14 protein-coding genes, 1 tRNA gene and 1 pseudogene are annotated in these 17,328 nt (G+C 47.8%); 4 read left to right on the top strand and 12 right to left on the bottom strand.

Annotated elements, in window-relative coordinates; translation table 11 throughout:
* Positions 1-218 precede the first annotated feature (218 nt).
* On the top strand, positions 219-443 hold the full coding sequence (locus tag WCT94_RS17275) for a hypothetical protein (RefSeq protein ID WP_336870614.1): 225 nt from the start codon (positions 219-221) through the stop codon (positions 441-443).
* A gap of 389 nt (positions 444-832) precedes the next feature.
* On the opposite strand, the gene WCT94_RS17270 is transcribed toward WCT94_RS17275, so the two are convergent.
* Entirely contained in the window at positions 833-1,867 is a 1,035-nt protein-coding gene (locus WCT94_RS17270; RefSeq protein WP_336870611.1) for an IS110 family transposase, read from the bottom strand.
* A 154-nt stretch (positions 1,868-2,021) separates the two neighbouring features.
* On the opposite strand from WCT94_RS17270, the pseudogene WCT94_RS17265 reads away from it, so the two are divergent.
* Positions 2,022-2,997 (top strand): annotated as a pseudogene (locus tag WCT94_RS17265) (IS630 family transposase).
* On the opposite strand, the gene WCT94_RS17260 reads toward WCT94_RS17265, so the two are convergent.
* Positions 2,990-4,110, bottom strand: a protein-coding gene (locus WCT94_RS17260) for an IS3 family transposase (protein WP_336870609.1) whose coding sequence is annotated in 2 segments (ribosomal slippage) — positions 2,990-3,852 and positions 3,852-4,110 — 1,122 coding nt in all. Because the reading frame shifts where the segments join, the coding sequence is not laid out codon by codon here. The pseudogene WCT94_RS17265 and the gene WCT94_RS17260 sit on opposite strands and share 8 nt — an antisense overlap.
* 95 nt (positions 4,111-4,205) lie before the next feature.
* Between WCT94_RS17260 and WCT94_RS17255 the strand changes: the two genes are divergently transcribed.
* Positions 4,206-4,439 carry a hypothetical protein gene (locus tag WCT94_RS17255; protein ID WP_336870606.1) on the top strand — a complete coding sequence of 78 codons (234 nt, stop codon included), beginning with the start codon at positions 4,206-4,208 and terminating at the stop codon, positions 4,437-4,439.
* Between the two features lie 61 nt (positions 4,440-4,500).
* Here the strand turns inward: WCT94_RS17255 and WCT94_RS17250 are convergent, their stop codons facing one another.
* The 5 genes from WCT94_RS17250 to WCT94_RS17230 all read right to left on the bottom strand — a co-directional run bounded on the left by WCT94_RS17250 (position 4,501) and on the right by WCT94_RS17230 (position 8,861).
* Complete coding sequence (locus tag WCT94_RS17250; protein WP_336870604.1) at positions 4,501-5,124, bottom strand: inovirus Gp2 family protein; 624 nt, start codon at positions 5,122-5,124, stop codon at positions 4,501-4,503.
* A 228-nt stretch (positions 5,125-5,352) separates the two neighbouring features.
* The gene (locus WCT94_RS17245; RefSeq protein WP_336870601.1) at positions 5,353-6,765 is read right to left on the bottom strand and encodes a YfjI family protein; all 1,413 of its coding nucleotides are present in this window, start codon (positions 6,763-6,765) and stop codon (positions 5,353-5,355) included.
* 103 nt (positions 6,766-6,868) lie between these two features.
* Entirely contained in the window at positions 6,869-7,105 is a 237-nt protein-coding gene (locus tag WCT94_RS17240; protein WP_103808587.1) for a helix-turn-helix transcriptional regulator, read from the bottom strand.
* A 115-nt stretch (positions 7,106-7,220) separates the two neighbouring features.
* On the bottom strand, positions 7,221-8,261 hold the full coding sequence (locus tag WCT94_RS17235) for a hypothetical protein (protein ID WP_336870599.1): 1,041 nt from the start codon (positions 8,259-8,261) through the stop codon (positions 7,221-7,223).
* A 524-nt stretch (positions 8,262-8,785) separates the two neighbouring features.
* Positions 8,786-8,861 (bottom strand) — tRNA-Thr (locus WCT94_RS17230).
* A 527-nt stretch (positions 8,862-9,388) separates the two neighbouring features.
* On the opposite strand from WCT94_RS17230, the gene WCT94_RS17225 reads away from it, so the two are divergent.
* On the top strand, positions 9,389-9,862 hold the full coding sequence (locus WCT94_RS17225) for a hypothetical protein (protein ID WP_193399171.1): 474 nt from the start codon (positions 9,389-9,391) through the stop codon (positions 9,860-9,862).
* A gap of 306 nt (positions 9,863-10,168) precedes the next feature.
* Here WCT94_RS17225 and proA read toward each other — a convergent pair whose 3' ends face one another.
* From proA to WCT94_RS17200, 5 genes are all read right to left on the bottom strand, one after another.
* A complete protein-coding gene (proA, locus tag WCT94_RS17220) occupies positions 10,169-11,422 on the bottom strand; it encodes a glutamate-5-semialdehyde dehydrogenase (protein WP_336870597.1) in 1,254 nt (417 codons plus the stop codon).
* A 10-nt stretch (positions 11,423-11,432) separates the two neighbouring features.
* A complete protein-coding gene (proB, locus tag WCT94_RS17215; RefSeq protein ID WP_336870595.1) occupies positions 11,433-12,536 on the bottom strand; it encodes a glutamate 5-kinase in 1,104 nt (367 codons plus the stop codon).
* Between the two features lie 124 nt (positions 12,537-12,660).
* Complete coding sequence (gene crl / locus WCT94_RS17210; protein ID WP_180778717.1) at positions 12,661-13,035, bottom strand: sigma factor-binding protein Crl; 375 nt, start codon at positions 13,033-13,035, stop codon at positions 12,661-12,663.
* Between the two features lie 114 nt (positions 13,036-13,149).
* Positions 13,150-15,225 (bottom strand): ankyrin repeat domain-containing protein, encoded by a 2,076-nt coding sequence (locus WCT94_RS17205; protein ID WP_336870593.1) that lies wholly within the window; start codon positions 15,223-15,225, stop codon positions 13,150-13,152.
* Between the two features lie 11 nt (positions 15,226-15,236).
* Positions 15,237-17,273: an ankyrin repeat domain-containing protein gene (locus WCT94_RS17200; protein ID WP_336870592.1), complete on the bottom strand. Its 2,037-nt coding sequence runs from the start codon at positions 17,271-17,273 to the stop codon at positions 15,237-15,239.
* Positions 17,274-17,328: the final 55 nt, after the last annotated feature.

The raw sequence follows: 17,328 nt of genomic DNA, 5'->3' as shown, positions 1-17,328 counted from the left end.
GATCACAGGATCATACGCAAACGCAGTCGTTACTGCGATATGCGGATGGTATCGACGCTCCCGAACGACCTGCGGCAGAGATTGTTTTGTGTGATATAATGGCACAACAGGCTAAGATAACGGGAGTTGTGTGGTGAATTGCACAATAGCCACCAGAAACGAAACCAGTTAATCCCCTGCCGGATACGCTGAAAAGGGCAACTGACTATTACCTGAGAATGCGGGAAACGCACACCGTTAATGCGGGTGGGCTGAATAACATCGATACCGCCATTGCGCGTGCCAAAGAACAGAAAGCCAATACGGAAGCGAAAAATCAGCTTTCCGATACTGACTGGCGTGCGCGTTTTCTTGCCGCTCATGGCGAAATGACGGAAGAACTGAAAAATCAGCAACTAGGGTGTGTCCGTAACTATTTCTTGTACAGTTCAGCATCGTTATAGCTATGCAAAAATTTCTTTTAAGCGATAACGAATGCCATAACTACTCAATTATTAACCCGAAATTACCTTTTGTAAAATGATTCTTGCAGCGCTTTTTAGCGAGCAAAGAGGTTAAGGGACACGCTCTAAATAGCTTCGCCAAATAGTAGATCATATATGGACGTCCCGGGGTGTACAAGTACTGACGTGATACGGTTTGCTGTCATATATCCGGCGTCTTTTGGGGAAAAACTTGCCCGCGCCATGATGTCATCCGCACCCTGTTTCCTTATCACTTGGCCGGTATTTTCTACCTGGATCTACTTCAGGTTATTACAGGGTTGGTTTACCGTTTTCTCATCAGTGCCTGCAAACTCAGGAAAAATTTTACTTTGTGCCGAACTAAATCATTACTTCATCGCAAATGCCTCGTCCATATTGAAATCAACCGGTTCAGACAGCAACCGCCAGACAATACGTGTTAACTTATTTGCCAGCGCCACGGTGGCTTTCATTTTTCCCCTGCGCTCAGTGACATGATTAAGCCATCTTCCGAGGCGATCATCCCGTTTTTGGGCACAGCGCATGATCGCTCTGGCGCCATGAATGATAAGTGTCCGAAGGTCGCAGTTACCATTTTTAGTCATCGAAGTGAGGATGTGTTTCCCGCCGGAACTGTGTTGCCGGGGAACCAGACCACACCAGGCGGAAAGTTGTCTTCCGTTAGCAAATTGTTCTGCATCAACCTCACTTAAAAAAGCGGCGGCGATGAGCGGGCCAACACCCGGTATCGTCATCAGTGCTCGATACCGGGGCTGCTGTTGACACAATGCTGCGATTTCATATTCTGTTGAACGAATATATTCATTCAATGTGTGGATGTTTTCCAATAAAGTGGAAAGCAAATGGCGTAATACCGGAGACACTGGCTTTTCCGCATCTTCAATCAAATCGGGTAATCGCTGTTGCAAAGTGTGTATCCCAACCGGGAACTCGAAGCCCTGCTCGGCGGCCAGAGCACGAATTTGGTTGGCAGCGGCGGTGCGCTGTTCGACCATCAACTGACGGGCACAACGCAGCGCTTTGGTATCCTGCTGCTCAACCGTCTTTATGGCAACAAAGTGAATCCCCGGACGAAATGCCGTCTCACATATTGCCAGAGCATCATTGGCATCATTTTTCTGATGACGAGTTAACGCCTTTACATGTTGGGTTGGGATGAGCCGGATGGCGTATCCCATGGATTGGAAAGTCCTCCCCCAGTAATGCGAGGTTGCACAAGCTTCCATTGCAATAAGTGTATCCGGCGGGAATTGACGAACAGTATCTAATAGCTTGCTACGAGAAATTTTTCGATTCCAGGCAACGGTCCCATCATTCATCCAGACACAAAGCTGAAAAACGGATTTAGCCAGATCGATACCGACAACTTTTATCGTGTTCATGATGTTGTTCCTCTATAAATGAGACGGCTCAACATAAGTGTGGCAGGATTATGTTGAGGAGGGACGTCCATCACATCACTTTGAGGGAACTCAGCCCGAATTGTGCGAACTGATCAATCGCCAAACCAACCAATATCACTAACCGGACTGAGTGATGCCGATCCTAGCAGCAATCCCTGATGAAGAACGACGACTAATGCGTAAGGAAGCCCAACAGACTCGCGATAAAAACCATTCCAGACGACTCATCGCCATATTGATGTTACATAAGGGAATGACCGTCACCGATGTCGCCAGACTGCTCTGTGCGGCTCGCTCATCCGTTGGAAGATGGATAAATTGGTTTACTTTACAGGATATTGAAGGACTAAAGAGCCTCAAGTATGGACGAACACCACGCTGGCCGGTCGAGGATATCCTGCATACTCTACCGCTTCTGGTTCAGCGTTCTCCTCAGGATTTTGGCTGGCTGCGCTCCCGCTGGAGCACCGAGTTGTTGGCACTTATCGTTAATCGGCTTTTTAACGTAGCGCTTCATCCTGCCACGTTGCACCGCTACCTGAGACGAGCAGGCGGTCGTCCGGAAGCAGCCGACCCATCCGGTATTTTATCAGGATGAAGTGGATATCGACCTGAACCCGAAAATCGGCGCGGACTGGATGCCCAAAGGGCAGCAGAAACGTATCACTACGCCGGGACATAACCAAAAGTATTATCTGGCAGGGGCACTGCATTCGGATACGGGACGAGTCCATTACGTCGGCGGCAGTAAAAAGTGTTCTGATTTATTTATCAATCTGTTAGAGGTATTACGGAGGACATATCGGCGAGCGAAAACCATTACGCTGGTCGTTGATAACGACATCATTCATAAAAGCCGCAAGGTGGAACAGTGGCTGGAAAAAAATACGAAGTTCCGTTTGTTGTTCCTGCCTACGTATTCGCCGTGGCTGAATCCAATCGAGTTGCTGTGGTTGTCGTTACACGAGACCATAACGCGTAACCATCAGTGCCGGTATATGTAGCAGTTACTGGAACGGGTAAAGCTATTTATGAATGCCGCTTCGCCGTTCCCTGGTAATCAGCATGGTCTTGACCTGCCCCCAGTATTAAACACAATAATCAGTTAGTAATGTCGGTTGATTTACTCCCGTATTCTCCGTTTCGCCATCCCGCTGCAAACTCTGAAGGGGTCTGATAATTCAACGAAGAATGAGGCCGACATTCGTTATAGTCCTGCCGCCATGCGCTTATAATTTCTTTTGCATGAACAACATCGTGGAACCAGTGCTCATTCAGGCATTCATCGCGAAAACGACCATTAAAACTCTCGATAAAGCCATTCTGTGTCGGCTTGCCCGGCTGAATAAGCCGCAGCTCAACATTATGTTCAAAGGCCCACTGATCCAGCGCACGGCAGGTAAACTCAGGCCCCTGATCTGTTCTTATCGTCGCCGGATAGCCACGAAACAGCGCAACGCTGTCCAGAATGCGTGATACCTGAACGCCTGTAATCCCGAAAGCAACGCTGATCGTCAGACACTCCTTCGTGAAATCATCAACGCAGGTCAGGCATTTAATCCGGCGACCACTGGCCAGCGCATCCATGACAAAATCCATTGACCACGTCAGGTTGGGACCTGCCGGACGCAACAGCGGAATCCGCTCAGTTGCCAGCCCCTTACGGCGCCGTCTGCGTTTTACGCCCAGGCCATTGAGATGATAAATGCGGTAGACCCGTTTGTGGTTAACGCAAAGGCCTTCACGACGCAGAAGCTGCCAGATACGCCGGTAACCGAAACGTCGGCGTTCCATTGCCAGTTCGGTGATACGTGCAGACAGATACGCATCAGTAGCCGGACGGTGCGCATCATAACAGCAGGTCGACAGGGACAAACCTGTCAGCCTGCAGGCACGCCGTTGCGACAGACCTATTGCTTTGCACATCACTGTCACGGCTTCCCGCTTCTGGTCTGTCGTCAGTACTTTCGGCCCAGAGCCACCTGTAGTGCCTCTTTATCCAGCATGGCTTCGGCGAGCAGCTTCTTGAGGCGGGCGTTCTCTTCTTCAAGTGACTTAAGCCTTTTTACTTCAGGTACTTCCATGCCACCAAACTTCTTACGCCACGTATAAAACGTGGCGTCGGAGATGGCGTACTTACGGCAAAGTTCGCGGGCGGAAACACCCGCCTCGGCTTCGCGAAGAATATTGATGATCTGTTCGTCGGAAAAACGCTTCTTCATGGAGTTGTCCTCATGTTGCTGATGAAGACATTACTAACATCGTCGTGTGTTAATCAATGGGGAGCAGGTCAGTCTGGCTAAAGTGGAACGGTAATATGCGAAGCTATTTAGGGTTCTTGGACCAGGGGAAAGGTAACTATTTCCTACCTGTCACGATTGAACCTCATTTACTTACTGAGTGCTGGCAGGATTATGGTGAATTTCCTGTGGAACATGAAGTGTTTTCTCCGCTTCGAGCAGCCCTTGAGACATTATTGCACTCTACTGAAGTTATGGATGCTATTTTTTCTTCTGAGAGGAAAACCTCAACAGATGAATTAGTTGGCTAAATCGATATCCACTTTAGTTTGGCCTTTCTCGTATAAGAAAGGCCAATGCTGTAGAAATAAATTAGCTTAGACTGCAACCAAAATTACGATCGCCCTCACCAAAAATCTTACTTTTCACTTTGGTGAGATAGTCAATCCGATTCAGCAAATCGCCAGGATAAATGTCGTTAAGAATATCATCACGATTCAGGATATATTTACCATTAGTAGGGTATTGCACCAAGTGCTGTCCCTCTTCGGGGGTCAGGTTTAATGCACTACACCATGCCGAGGTGATCATGGTTCTGAGTGTATCTTCATCCAGATTAAAATCCCCCAGATGGAAATAAGCGTCCTTGTTCAGAAACAGGAGTACATGAAAATGACGTTTACCATTCTGGGTAAATTCCCGTACCCATACATACCTAAGCGTATTAGGATGTACCCGTTTACCCTCTTTGCGTTTGCGCTGTTCATCTGCTGCCAGTTTGGCTTTTAGGGAGTTAGTAAATCTTGATATAGCACCTGAATCAGTATTAGCGAAACAGGAAATGCTATCACCATTGTCCAGAATAACAGGGTCATGAAGATCCATCCGTAAAACCAGTGTTCTAGGGTATTCTTTAACGGCATTATTAATAACACCGATGATCTTATTTTTGTATAATTTAACATGGCTCCCATATTCGCTATGGTAGATGTTCATAATGATTTTCTCCTCAATGGATAGCAGTCACCAAATTACTGGATATGGTTTATTAGTGTGATAGATTCATATATCCTCTTAATGAGGAAAGATATAATAACTATCCGACATTCTATTTCGGGAAAAGAATAGCCCCATCCTGCGATGACTGATTTAAATAAACTCTATAATTAGTTTAAATAATTACGACTTAACAAAGCGATTATTCTTTAGTTAGCCATGATAAGTTTATAACGTAAGATTATCTATAGGCTTTATAAAAAGGGTTTTCCCTCTTTTTTCTGTGTCTATTCTTTTTTGTGAGTAAAGCGTACTCAGTAGTTCATTCGCTTTACTTCGATTCCTGAACCGGTTCGGACCATATTGCAGAATAGTTGTTTTCCTTATGTATGGAACAAAACATTTGACACAATATTCCTTTATCCACCAGTAAAGTTCATCGGCATCTGAACCCAGTAGAGTCAGTTCCTGAGGTTTAGAAAACAATCTCACATATTCATCTATGAACCATAAATTTATCTTCACAGCAGCGTTTGTTGCGGCAAGAGAAATATTCTCTTTATCACCATTGAAATAGTGTATGAGTGCAGCAATTCTCGCCGTGTTTTCTGCCACTTTGGAGGCATAATCCTTAAAATCAGATAAGCTCCCGAACCACCCCATGTCGGATTCAACATCATTATAAAATTTAATCCATCGTTGCTCTGCATCGGGAGTAAAATGCAGGCAGATTCTTTCATTTTCCACATGTCTATCGATGCTATCGTGAACAATCTCCAGTAATCGATGATGGAATACCGGAAGATGTTCACTTGAGCTAACAGGGCTAGTAATTTTTCTGGAACCCTGTGTTGAATCTGGCTGGCAAATTAGGCAACGAGCGAAAAATCCGATGCCTTTTGCCGTATCACCTTTCCGCTCCAGATATCCCTTAAAAATATCTGGCTGTACCATCAAAGACAAGGTTAGTCTGGCATCTTTAATCAACCGCTCTGGTGAGCTTTTTCTTTCCACTGAGAACGTTGAGCCATCCCACATTTTGTTAATAAATGGCAATTCATTCAGCGTGTAGCCATTAAATATAGTGCCAGCCTCATCAGACATGATACCAACTGCTCGCCAGTCTCCACAGAGATAGTCTTTAAGCGCCGCTGGAGTGGCATCATTGAACATTAGCTTATACCTGGTTGGCCCAGTCGGATGAGTCGCCAATAGCTCTTTTAACCGTTCATTCGTTACGGAAGAATCTTTATTAAGGCGAACATCAGATTTCAGTTTTGATATCAAAGCTTTTTTTTCCGCATTAAAAACGACTTCATCATTTCGCCAAGTCTCAAACTCCTGCGTATATTTTACAAACAGTTTCTCTTCCAATTGGTACAGTGGCTTCATCAGTAATTTATCCACTGTACTTTTTCGTTCCCCTGATTCTGCCAGCGTCAGTAGAAAAAGAGATGCCGGACCACGTAAATCGCGAGGTCTGCACACATCAATCCTGTTCTGACAAGCAAGAGAAATCGCTCCGAGAACAGATGCAGCAATCAAAGACAGCGGTGCCTGTGTATGTTGCCCAACTTCATGAATTACATTTCTAATGACGGGTGGAAACACCTGCACAGGGAAAGGATGTTCATCGAACATAAAGCACCTCATAATCAGTTTAACGTTGAAAATGCCCGCCCTTAGTGGCTATTCCGCTATTTTTAGCAGAAATAGCAAGATGAGCACTCAGTAATAAAATTTATTAACGTTCATTTATCCAACAAAGAAGATCGCTTAACAACCAAGCGCAGGATTTCAAACCTATTGACTTTCGTTGTGGGAAAAGACCAACTCTCTCCAGTTTCCAAGCCGTGGAGCGAGATACCGATGTGATATGCTGACGCTCTCTTTCACGAACCAATCGATCACAAGGCTCGCCGTAGTCCTGCAAGATTTTTGATCGCTGTATGGGGGTCGGTGGGGTAAATAATGTGTTCATTTTGCCTCCTTCGTTTCGGTTGAAGAAGAATGAACCAGGATAAGATGGAAAAAAAGAAGACGACCTCTTACTAAGAGCTTATTAAGCTCTTAGTAAGAGGTGAAAAAAAATACTTTTATTTTTTAAATTTCAACCATTTAGAAACAACTTCCGAAGTGAATTTTATGTTGAAATTGTAAGGGGGAGCGTTGGCGATTGATGTTAACTTATCAGCGATTGCTTGATGATTTTTCATACCGTCTTTTCCTTCAAAATATTCCCTCAGCAATAGATTAATTATCTTATTATTCCTTGGTGAGTCCCTAAAAGGTTTACTTCTTTCCTCTGGTCGATTATCTAACCACCCTTTTATGGTAGTTTGATTAATCGAAATCCCTCTATCATCAAAAAAAACAGATATCTTATTAGGAATAATACCTCCATTCCGAGAGAAAATTTCAGCCACTAATACATATATCGCAATTTTATTAGTTGGTGGTGAGGAAACTCCCTTTTCAACTAAAGAATCTCTTAAGCCATTATCCATGCATTCAATATTATTTGATGACTTATATAACCCAACAATAAAGCCAACCATTTCCTTTTCAACAAATAAATCACTTGCATCAATTTTTATAGAATCATGAAAAACCAAATAGTTATATGGATTTTTTTTGAGTGCAGAAACAAACATCGCTCCAGATTTATTTTTCAAATCATTATAGTTTTTTTCATCTGATAAGATATAATAGTCTCGACCAAAATGTGTAGTTTTGGTTGGTTTTAAATACCAATATCCATAAGCCCTTCCATCATACATGATCTCATCATATCCTTTAAAAAAAGGACCGGACCAATCCGCCTTATACTCAGACCTAAAATGATCATCTAATGGTTGTTCAGGGGAAAATAAAAGATATTCATGAATTGAGTATTCTTTACTTTGAAAAGGATCAGTTTTATGGTTCAAATAAGATTTAAAGTTTTTATTTTCCCTCTCATAATCCAGAGCATGTCTCATTGTACATAACTCACCATCAAAACGAGTAAAGATGCAAAATTTCTCCATCATCCATTCACTAATAATAAATTCGATATCTATATCATACTGACTAATAATTTCTGATATAGCGCAAAATTTCTTCATTAAAATCCCCAATGCGTGATTATCAATCATTTAAATTTATCGATATTACAAAGCATTGTAAATATAAAAAATTTAATCATCACATGACTGTACCTTGAACACTAATATATAAAATAACAATATCTGCTGAACAGCAGCATAAAGCCATACTCACCGCGTATTGGCATCTTGATATTAACGTTGACGCTCGCGATCCGTTTGCCAAACTTGAACGTCCTTATCCTGCCATGCGGAGGCGGCAGCGCTAATCCAAAACATCAGCTTCCTCCGTTGTAGGAGCGCATCGTTATAGCATTTCCAATGGGTGATGTTGAACTTCTGCTTTACCACGGTCCTCCATGCGCTATCAGGAAAGAGAGTGATCTGATCCTATCAGCCGATGAAAGTTCGATTTGCTCGACAAAACCAGCAAGCATCGCAAAGTGAGATGGCGGAAATTTAGTAAAAACACATCTGAGATGATCTATACATTGTAACTTGTGTACCCCGGAGTGTACCCAAGAGCAAGAAATGAAGATTTTAGAGAGGAGTGTTTCTGTAACTTATTGATTTTATGGTGCCGATAATAGGAGTCGAACCTACGACCTTCGCATTACGAATGCGCTGCTCTACCAACTGAGCTATATCGGCTTTGGGATCGTCGTGGCGAGAGCCAGACGTGAACTACGGGGTGACAAATTAGTGATAATGGTACGTCAAGTCAAGCGTTTGACGATCGTCTGCTGGTTTTATCATCATCCTGTTGAAGATGATACGGTTCTGATAATTTTCCGTACTAATAATGTCGCATGCTATAGCTTTTGGGCTTAACGGAGAAGCCAGGCTCAGGCTTCTATATCACCTTGCTTCGGGAGTCGGTTCCAGACAGATAATATCTGACGATACAAACACCGCTCATTTTTAATCAATATATTTCGCCGTAGAGTAGGAACGTTACAATAAAAATAACTTTTTACCTTTATGATAAAAATGAAATAGGTCTCAACCAAACGGTCATTTTGTTTTAGGAGAAATCCCTATTCTTTTTATTTATTATTTTGCTCTACTACTGCCAAGGCAATAAGGATACTGTCTATACGTTGATGCCAAAATAATACTTCACCATCAAAAATATTATTTTCGGCATGACCAGAAAGTACCGTGAGAGGGTGTGAATAATGAAGATGAAAACACTATTTTTAGGCTTGTTATTGGGTACGAGCTATATCGGCATGGCTGCAGCGGATAGCTTTGCCTCAGCAACCGCCAGTGCTCAGTCGACTCATGATGGCAAAACTGAGCGCGTAACCAAAACTGAATCATCATCTGGTCAAGGGCCCAGCCACGTCGGTGCTAGCGCTCATGCCGGTACTGTGGGTGAACCGCAGAAGGCAAGCAACAGTGAATCTCATTTCCGTGATAAAACCGATGCCATCAAAGCCGATATAAAGGCAAGAGAATCAGAAAACAAAAACAGGGAAGCAAAAGTCAAAGCGGATGTGAAAGCCAGAGAATCCGAAGCCAGAAAAGACGCCGAAAAAGGCTGGGCGGATGCCAAAGCCAAGGCGGATAATTTTAACAGCCGTGCGGAAAAACAGGCTCGTGAAACCGCACGGTCAGTCCACAATGCCGCAGAGAAGCATCAGCGTTAATATGAAATAACGCATTATTGTAATAGAGGATAAATAATTATTACCCTTTATCCTCCGATAGCAAAACAGGCTATGTATTTGTGAAACGTCGCACAAAGCATAGTCTGTTACTATTGGAGGATATTTCTCTGATGCGGTTACCTTATTGCGTTTCTATTGCTGTATTAAATTTTAATTTAAATAAATGCAACATAGAAAAAAATTACAGTTGGAATGAGATGTCTTATGTAGACAAAAAGAGAAAAGTAAAAAACGGAATAAAAATATTGCTGCGCATATCTCTCGATATACGCAGCAATGCATTGATTAGGCGCGAATCAAATCGTCGCCATAACCGATCCACTTATAAGTGGTCAGCGCTTCCAGCCCCATTGGGCCACGCGCATGCAGTTTCTGGGTACTGACCGCCACTTCCGCGCCCAGACCAAACTGGCCGCCGTCGGTGAAGCGCGTACTGGCATTGACATATACCGCAGAGGAATCCACTTCACGCACGAAGCGTTCCGCGTTGGTCAACGAGCGCGTCAGAATCGCATCAGAGTGCTGTGTACCATGTTCGCGAATATGGGCAACTGCCGCATCCAGAGAGTCAACCAGCGTAACGTTCAGGTCGTTAGAAAGCCATTCATCGTTGTAGTTGGCTTCTTCCACGGCAACGACGCTTGCCGGGCCATCGGTCAGATAAGGCATCGCGGAAGGACTGGCATGGAGCGTAACGCCTGCCGCCGCCATTTTCTTGCTCAGCTCTGGCAGGAAGCGATCGGCAATACGTTGGTTGACCAGCAGTGTTTCCAGGCTGTTGCAAGCGCTAGGGCGTTGCACCTTGGCGCTTTCAATGACGGTCAGCGCCTTGTCGAAATCGATACTGTCGTCAGCATAGATGTGACAAACGCCGATACCCCCGGTAATGACCGGGATCGTCGATTGCTCACGGCACAGCTTGTGCAGGCCAGCGCCACCGCGTGGAATCAGCATATCCACGTAGCGATCCAGCTTCAGCAGTTGATTAACCAGCTCACGATCCGGGCTTTCAATCGCCTGCACCGCAGCGGCTGGCAGACCGCATTGCGATAATGCCTGCTGAATCACTTTTACCGTCGCCGCATTGGTGCGGTACGTCTCTTTTCCACCGCGCAAAATCACCGCGTTGCCGGTTTTCAGGCACAGGGAGGCCACATCAATGGTGACGTTCGGACGCGCTTCATAAATCACACCGACCACGCCCAGCGGCACGCGGCGACGTTCCAGCTTCAGGCCGTTATCCAGCATACTGCCGTCAATCACCTGCCCTACAGGATCGGTCAGGCGGCATACCTGACGCACATCGCTGGCGATCGCGCTCAGTCGTTCCTGCGTCAACAGCAGACGATCCTGCAATGCGTCACTCATGCCATTTTGGCGCGCATCGGCTAAATCCAGCGCGTTAGCCGCCAGAATCGTCGCGCTCTCAGCTTCCAGCAAATCCGCAATCGTCAGCAACGCGCGATCTTTCTGAGCCGTGCTCAGGACCGCCAACTGATAAGAGGCCGCTTTTGCCGCTTTACCCATTTGTTCAAGCATCGCGAACTCCTTAATTGATAATCATATCGTCGCGATGGATAGCCACCGGACCATATTCGTAGCCGAGAATCTCGGCAATTTGTTGAGAGTGGTGTCCGGCAATCATACGCAGCGCATCGCTGTTATAGCGCGTCACGGCATGCGCCACATCGCGGCCTGCCAGACTACGCACGCGGATCACTTCACCGCGAGAGAAATTCCCTTCCACGCTGCGAATGCCCTTCGGCAGCAGTGAGCTGCCGCGTTCGAGGATCGCCGAAAGCGCGCCGTCGTCGACGGTGATTTCACCCGCTGGCGGTGCACCGAAAATCCAGTGTTTACGGCTTTCCAGCGGCACATCCAGTGCATGAAAACGCGTTCCGACGGAGATATCTGCAATCACATCACCAATCACCCCCGGCTTGCTGCCTGCGGCGATCACCACGTCAATACCGGCACGGCAGGCCACATCGGCAGCCTGTAATTTGGTCGACATACCGCCTGTTCCGAGGCCTGACACGCTATCACCCGCAATGCTGCGCAGCGCATCGTTGATGCCGGTCACTTCACGGATCAGCTCCGCATCAGGGTTATTGCGCGGATCGGCGGTAAACAGACCAGCCTGATCGGTCAGCAGCAGCAGCTTATCCGCATCGGCCAGAATCGCCGCCAGCGCAGACAGGTTGTCGTTGTCACCCACCTTGATTTCGGCGGTCGCGACGGCGTCGTTTTCATTAATGACCGGAACAATATTGTTATCCAGCAGCGCCCGCATGGTGTCACGCGCGTTGAGGAAACGCTCACGATCTTCCATATCCGCACGCGTCAGCAGCATTTGCCCAACGTGGATACCGTAGATGGAAAACAGCTGTTCCCACAGCTGAATCAGGCGGCTTTGACCCACGGCGGCCAGCAGTTGTTTGGTCGCAATCGTGGCGGGGAGTTCGGGGTAACCCAAATGTTCACGCCCGGCAGCAATCGCCCCTGAGGTGACAATAACAATCCGATGCCCTGCCGCATGTTGCTGCGCGCACTGGCGCACCAGTTCAACAATGTGGGCGCGGTTAAGACGGCGCGAACCGCCGGTTAGCACGCTAGTGCCCAGTTTCACAACCAAAGTCTGGCTGCCGCTCATAATTTCTCTGCCGTTGGATGTCAAAAAATAAGAATAAGGAAAACGTTGTAGCAGGACAGACGCGTTATGCCAACAGGCATAACGCGAAAACCTGCGAATAAATCGGGGGATCGTCAGGGAAGCATCACGGTCGTGCAGCGAGGGTCGTAGCGGGTTCGAGCGAGTGCAGCAGTTTCTCCAGTCGGACATGGAAAGCTTGTTTGGCATTTTCCACCTGTTCCATCACGGCTTTGTCCTTGATTTTTTCCTCACGCCAGTTGCCCTGTTTATCAAACAATCCGTAGTGATAGTCATAGGCAAAGGCCTGGCCAGTATCTTCCAGATTCAGCCACCACCCCCAGAACTCGCGATTTTCAGGCGCAGGCTTGATGTTGACGCAAACCGCCAGGCAATCAAAGAAGAACGCGGTATTCTCGCACTGCGCTTCACGTATATAAGGCCCCAACGCCGCAAAATTTTTCATCAGTCGGCTTTTGGAGTGTCCACTCGGTAACATCATCTGCGATCTCCTCTGGTTGAACTTTCTTTTTAGCAGAGAATGGCAATTTATCAACCACCTGGCATCAGGTTACTGCCCGACGCCCGGCTTTTCAGCCTTTACACCGACGTGTTCCTATGCGGCGGGTTGACGCTGCACGGCAAAGCGCGAAAGCCCTGTTTCAGTATGTGGCGCAGGCAATGCCAGCAGCGCTTGCAGGCGTTCAGCAAAATAAGCGTGAATCGGGCGTTTGCCGTCCAGCACGCTTCGCAGCTGTTCTTCTGTAAATGACGTCAGCCTGAGCAGTGCTTCAAAGACCTCTTTCCGTTCTTCCTGCACGCTGAGCAACAGCGGCGTTATGCAGTCATCATTGCTTTGGCAGAGATCCGCATTATAGGCATGCAGTATCGCCAGCATGCGGGCGGATACCGACTCAGGACGAGGCGGGAAGTCAACAGAGCGGCGACTTGTTATCGCACACAGCGCGGGGGTCATGCCGCCTGTGGCACGTGCATTCGGATTGGCACCATAGTGCAGCAGCACCTCAAGGCAATGCTGTGCGCCCTGTTTCGCTGCCAGCATTAGCGGCGTCATCGCGGGCTCACCCCACGCGACGTCCTTCTCTATCCCCTGTTGCAGCAGAACCTCAAGCGTTGCTTTACGCCGTTCGGGCGTCACACTCACATTATTAATCACGCGATGCAGCGGCGGTGCAAGGGTACTCGCCGTTTCCACATTCAGACTAACGCCTTGTTGAATCAACCAGTTCAGCACCAGCGGACGACACCCTGCCGCAGCGGCATAAACCATGTTCATCCCGTCGGGTACCGTGCTATGCAGGTTCATCCCACAGGAATTCAGATGCCGGAAAATATCAAGCAGTACGCTTTCGTGCGGGCCGGACTGCAAATACAGCAGTAACGCCATCCCCAGCGGAAGCGCACCGCTTTCTTGCAGTACCTGCTGTTGATTGAAATCAGCGCCGTGTGCTATCAGCAGATCGAGCAAGTCAGCATGATATTGTCCGGTGGCAATCATCGCCTCACAGAGCGCATAAAGCGCTGGCCACGTCGTCGGCGTGTCGTCGTCCTCCCACATCGTATAGCCAATATTGGGAGAAGCGCCTGATTCCAGTAGGTGTGCGAGAGAGGAAGAAAACACGCGATGGACGCGGCTATCCGTTACCGCTGCTTTGGCTCGCAGCACAAGATATTGCGCCAGCACCGTCCCCTGATTGACATCATTTTCCCGCTCAGTATCGCGTTCATACTCTGCGTCATCATCGTCAGATTCGTGTTGTTCAAAACGCAGCGGATAACGGCGATCGAGCTCGGCGGTCCGTTCCGCAATACGCCGTACCAGCGCAGGAGGAAACGACCTTTCCAGCGCGTCCAACAAGACGCTGTGCGAAGGCACATCGCAGCGCATATCTGGAAAGGTATCCAGTAAGAACGCACAGCACGGCGCAGACAGGCCACAATGCAGCGCCATTTCCAGCCAGGTCACCGGGGTTTTCTGTTCCTGATTAAACAACAGAGTAAAACCCGATTCCCGCCCCCCTTCCCGCTCGGCCTGTGCAACGATCGGCTGGAAGACCTCCAGCGTTATCCACGATCCGGCGTGCCGAAATACCGCTTCCAGTATCGACGTCCCCGTCAGGCGTACCGTGCTATCGACCTGGAACAGCCGCATTAACAAGAAACGATCCTGCTTTTCCAGCAGAACATCGACCGGGTGGCATTTCTCTGCCTCGGGGTGAAACAGGATTGGCTGATTGATATCCAACCCGTTTGCCAGTAATACCCCCAGCATCGTACTGCGCTGAGCATGGGTATAGACCGGGCTTTCGGGCAGATCAAAAAAGCAGTGTAGCCAACCGCGTCCCTGATTATCCTGAAAATCCAGCCGAGCACCGTGCTGTAAAAGCAGCGCAGCAAGTTCAGGAGAGTAGGACGTGATAGCCGCGAAGAGCGCACTTTCACCTTCAGGTGTTTCGATATTCGCCCCTTTTTCCAACAAATAGCGGACAAGATCGATCTCCGTGTCGCGATCCTGGCTCAATTGATGCAAAACCGTTTGCCCATCGCTCAGTGCGTTGATGTCGCCTTTCGCCGCCAGATAGCGATCGATCAGTTTACGTTTCTTGCTAGTAGGGGCATCAGAGAAGCAAATCGTCTCTAACGTATCCGTTTTGGAAGTTGAACCAAACATACACTACGTCCTTATAGCGGTAACGAATGATGAGAAGAAGACGGCTCGCCTGCGCTTAGTCGCGCAATCTGTTGGCGTAACTGATCGGAGAAATAGCAGTAGCGGTTGCCTCGCGCCAGCCAATCCAGAAGCCGATGCGTCTCATCCAGAGTAGGGGACAGTATCTCCAGTAGCGCTTTAAACATCGCTTCATGTTTATTGCGAATACAGCCGACCAGCAGATCGTTCCCCTCTTCGTCCACCCGTGCGATCGTCACGCCATATTGATGAAGCAAGGTCACAATACGCGCTGCTCCCGCATCGGCGCGGTGTAGCGCACAGCGCAGAGGCGTCATCCCGTTGGCACTGCGGGCATGTGGGTTGGCTCCTCGCACCAGCAACACCTCGGCACACTTCGCTTCACCATAGTAAGCCGCGCACATCAGCGGCGTGAACTGCTCATCAATCGAGAACTCATCAATATTCGCGCCGTTATCCAACAGTACCGCGACGGTTTCCGCACGCCGCTCCGGCGTGAGCGCTTCATCGCTATACAGGCTGATGGTTTTATGCAAAACGGGAGAATTGTCGAACCCACTTAGAGTGTGAATATCTACACCGCGCGCAATAAGCCACTGTAAGACCTGTGGTCGTAAGCCTATTCCCGCCGCGGCTGCCGTGTTGATCAGGTAAGCATTGGTCGCCTGCAAATCCATGCCGTGTTCGTACAGGTAGTTCATCACCTGAAGCAGCACATCTTCATGTGTCGAACGATAGCCGCGCTGAAGCAGCGTAATGCAGAGTGGTTCGCTGACCGCACTTTTCTTCACGTTGAAATTCGCACCATGCGCCACCAGTAAATCCAGCAGGTCAGGACGAAAATGATTCTGAAACACCATTTCCACGCAGACGAGATAAAGCAATGACCAGTTCCGCATTTCATAGCTACGTCCCCCCGTCATTTTATCAACCAGAGGCGACGCGCCGTATTGCAGCAACAAGCTAATGGCATCGTAAAAATAAGGATAATAATCAGGCTCATTCAGCGCCTTTTCGAGGCGGATGTCCACAAACTGCGTCATCGCCGAGCTGCCGACATCAGGATAGGCATTGGCTTCCCATCCATCCTGTTTTTTTCGACCAGCAGGAATGAACAAGGAATAAGGACGATCGATATCCGCCGTTTTTTGCACAATCCGCTCCACCAATTCAAGCGAATAGCGGTTAAGCAAGGCATCCAGAACAAAGCTGTAGTTGCTTAAATCGCAGCGGATATCAGGGTAGGTATCGAGCAAACATTCACAGAGCCGTTCGTCCGCAGCGTAAAAAATGGCCATTTCCAATAGCGATCCATCGGTACGGATCTTCTTGTCTTCGGAAAGAATGACACCAGGTTCGCGATAAGCCGACCCGCCCGCCCGTTTCACGATTTGCTGAAAGAGCGGCAGTGGCAGCCACTCGCTTTTATAGTTAAAGAGGCGTTCAAAAATGCCGGTTTCAGCGAAATGGATCGGAATGTCGAGTCGAAATATGTGCTCCAGCAGACTGACATCTTTCTGATACATCACGATCTCGATCGGAAAGCTGGTTTCCAGTGATGTCCAGAAAATAGTTTCACGATTAAGATCCAAACCGTAGCGTAACAATAGATCGAGCATTTGCTGACGCTGCTCGTCGGTGTAGGTATAGCGCTCCTGAGGACAGTACAGATAATTCAGCCATGAATTGCTGAAAAAATTGAGGTAGTGCACATCCGCGCCGTACTGAAGATAGAGCTCGGCCAATTCCAGATGGAAGAACTCGATCGCTCTATGCAATGAGCTAAATCCTCCAGGCTGTTCAATAAAAGCCCCTTTATCCAGCAGGTAACGCACCAATTCCGTATCGGGTACTTCTTCATCCATCGTTAGCGGACCGAGTACATTCGCAGTATGGGTCTGCCTTTCATTGATGTTACCGCCCTTTGCCAGAAAGCAATCGATTTGTCGTTTTTTCTTTTCCAGCGGTAGGTCTGAACAACAGATGTCATACAGGCTTTGCTGCTGACGAGATAATATTCCCCACATCATTGCATCCCTCAACGATCCCAAAATGGGTAAAAAGTGGCAGGTTCTATGCCTGCCA

Source organism: Pectobacterium sp. 1950-15 (assembly GCF_037136835.1).
Classification (GTDB): Bacteria; Pseudomonadota; Gammaproteobacteria; order Enterobacterales; family Enterobacteriaceae; genus Pectobacterium.
The sequence above is the reverse complement of the archived record's forward strand: the minus strand, read 5'-3'. Positions and strand labels throughout refer to the sequence as shown.

Excerpts from the sequence above, each read along its gene's own strand:
- WCT94_RS17275 (WP_336870614.1), top strand. The coding sequence starts at position 219 with ATGCGGGAAACGCACACCGTTAATGCGGGTGGGCTGAATAACATCGAT.
- WCT94_RS17270 (WP_336870611.1), bottom strand. The coding sequence starts at position 1,867 with ATGAACACGATAAAAGTTGTCGGTATCGATCTGGCTAAATCCGTTTTT.
- WCT94_RS17255 (WP_336870606.1), top strand. The coding sequence starts at position 4,206 with ATGCGAAGCTATTTAGGGTTCTTGGACCAGGGGAAAGGTAACTATTTC.
- WCT94_RS17250 (WP_336870604.1), bottom strand. The coding sequence starts at position 5,124 with ATGAACATCTACCATAGCGAATATGGGAGCCATGTTAAATTATACAAA.
- WCT94_RS17245 (WP_336870601.1), bottom strand. The coding sequence starts at position 6,765 with ATGTTCGATGAACATCCTTTCCCTGTGCAGGTGTTTCCACCCGTCATT.
- WCT94_RS17240 (WP_103808587.1), bottom strand. The coding sequence starts at position 7,105 with ATGAACACATTATTTACCCCACCGACCCCCATACAGCGATCAAAAATC.
- WCT94_RS17235 (WP_336870599.1), bottom strand. The coding sequence starts at position 8,261 with ATGATTGATAATCACGCATTGGGGATTTTAATGAAGAAATTTTGCGCT.
- WCT94_RS17225 (WP_193399171.1), top strand. The coding sequence starts at position 9,389 with ATGAAGATGAAAACACTATTTTTAGGCTTGTTATTGGGTACGAGCTAT.
- proA (WP_336870597.1), bottom strand. The coding sequence starts at position 11,422 with ATGCTTGAACAAATGGGTAAAGCGGCAAAAGCGGCCTCTTATCAGTTG.
- proB (WP_336870595.1), bottom strand. The coding sequence starts at position 12,536 with ATGAGCGGCAGCCAGACTTTGGTTGTGAAACTGGGCACTAGCGTGCTA.
- crl (WP_180778717.1), bottom strand. The coding sequence starts at position 13,035 with ATGATGTTACCGAGTGGACACTCCAAAAGCCGACTGATGAAAAATTTT.
- WCT94_RS17205 (WP_336870593.1), bottom strand. The coding sequence starts at position 15,225 with ATGTTTGGTTCAACTTCCAAAACGGATACGTTAGAGACGATTTGCTTC.
- WCT94_RS17200 (WP_336870592.1), bottom strand. The coding sequence starts at position 17,273 with ATGATGTGGGGAATATTATCTCGTCAGCAGCAAAGCCTGTATGACATC.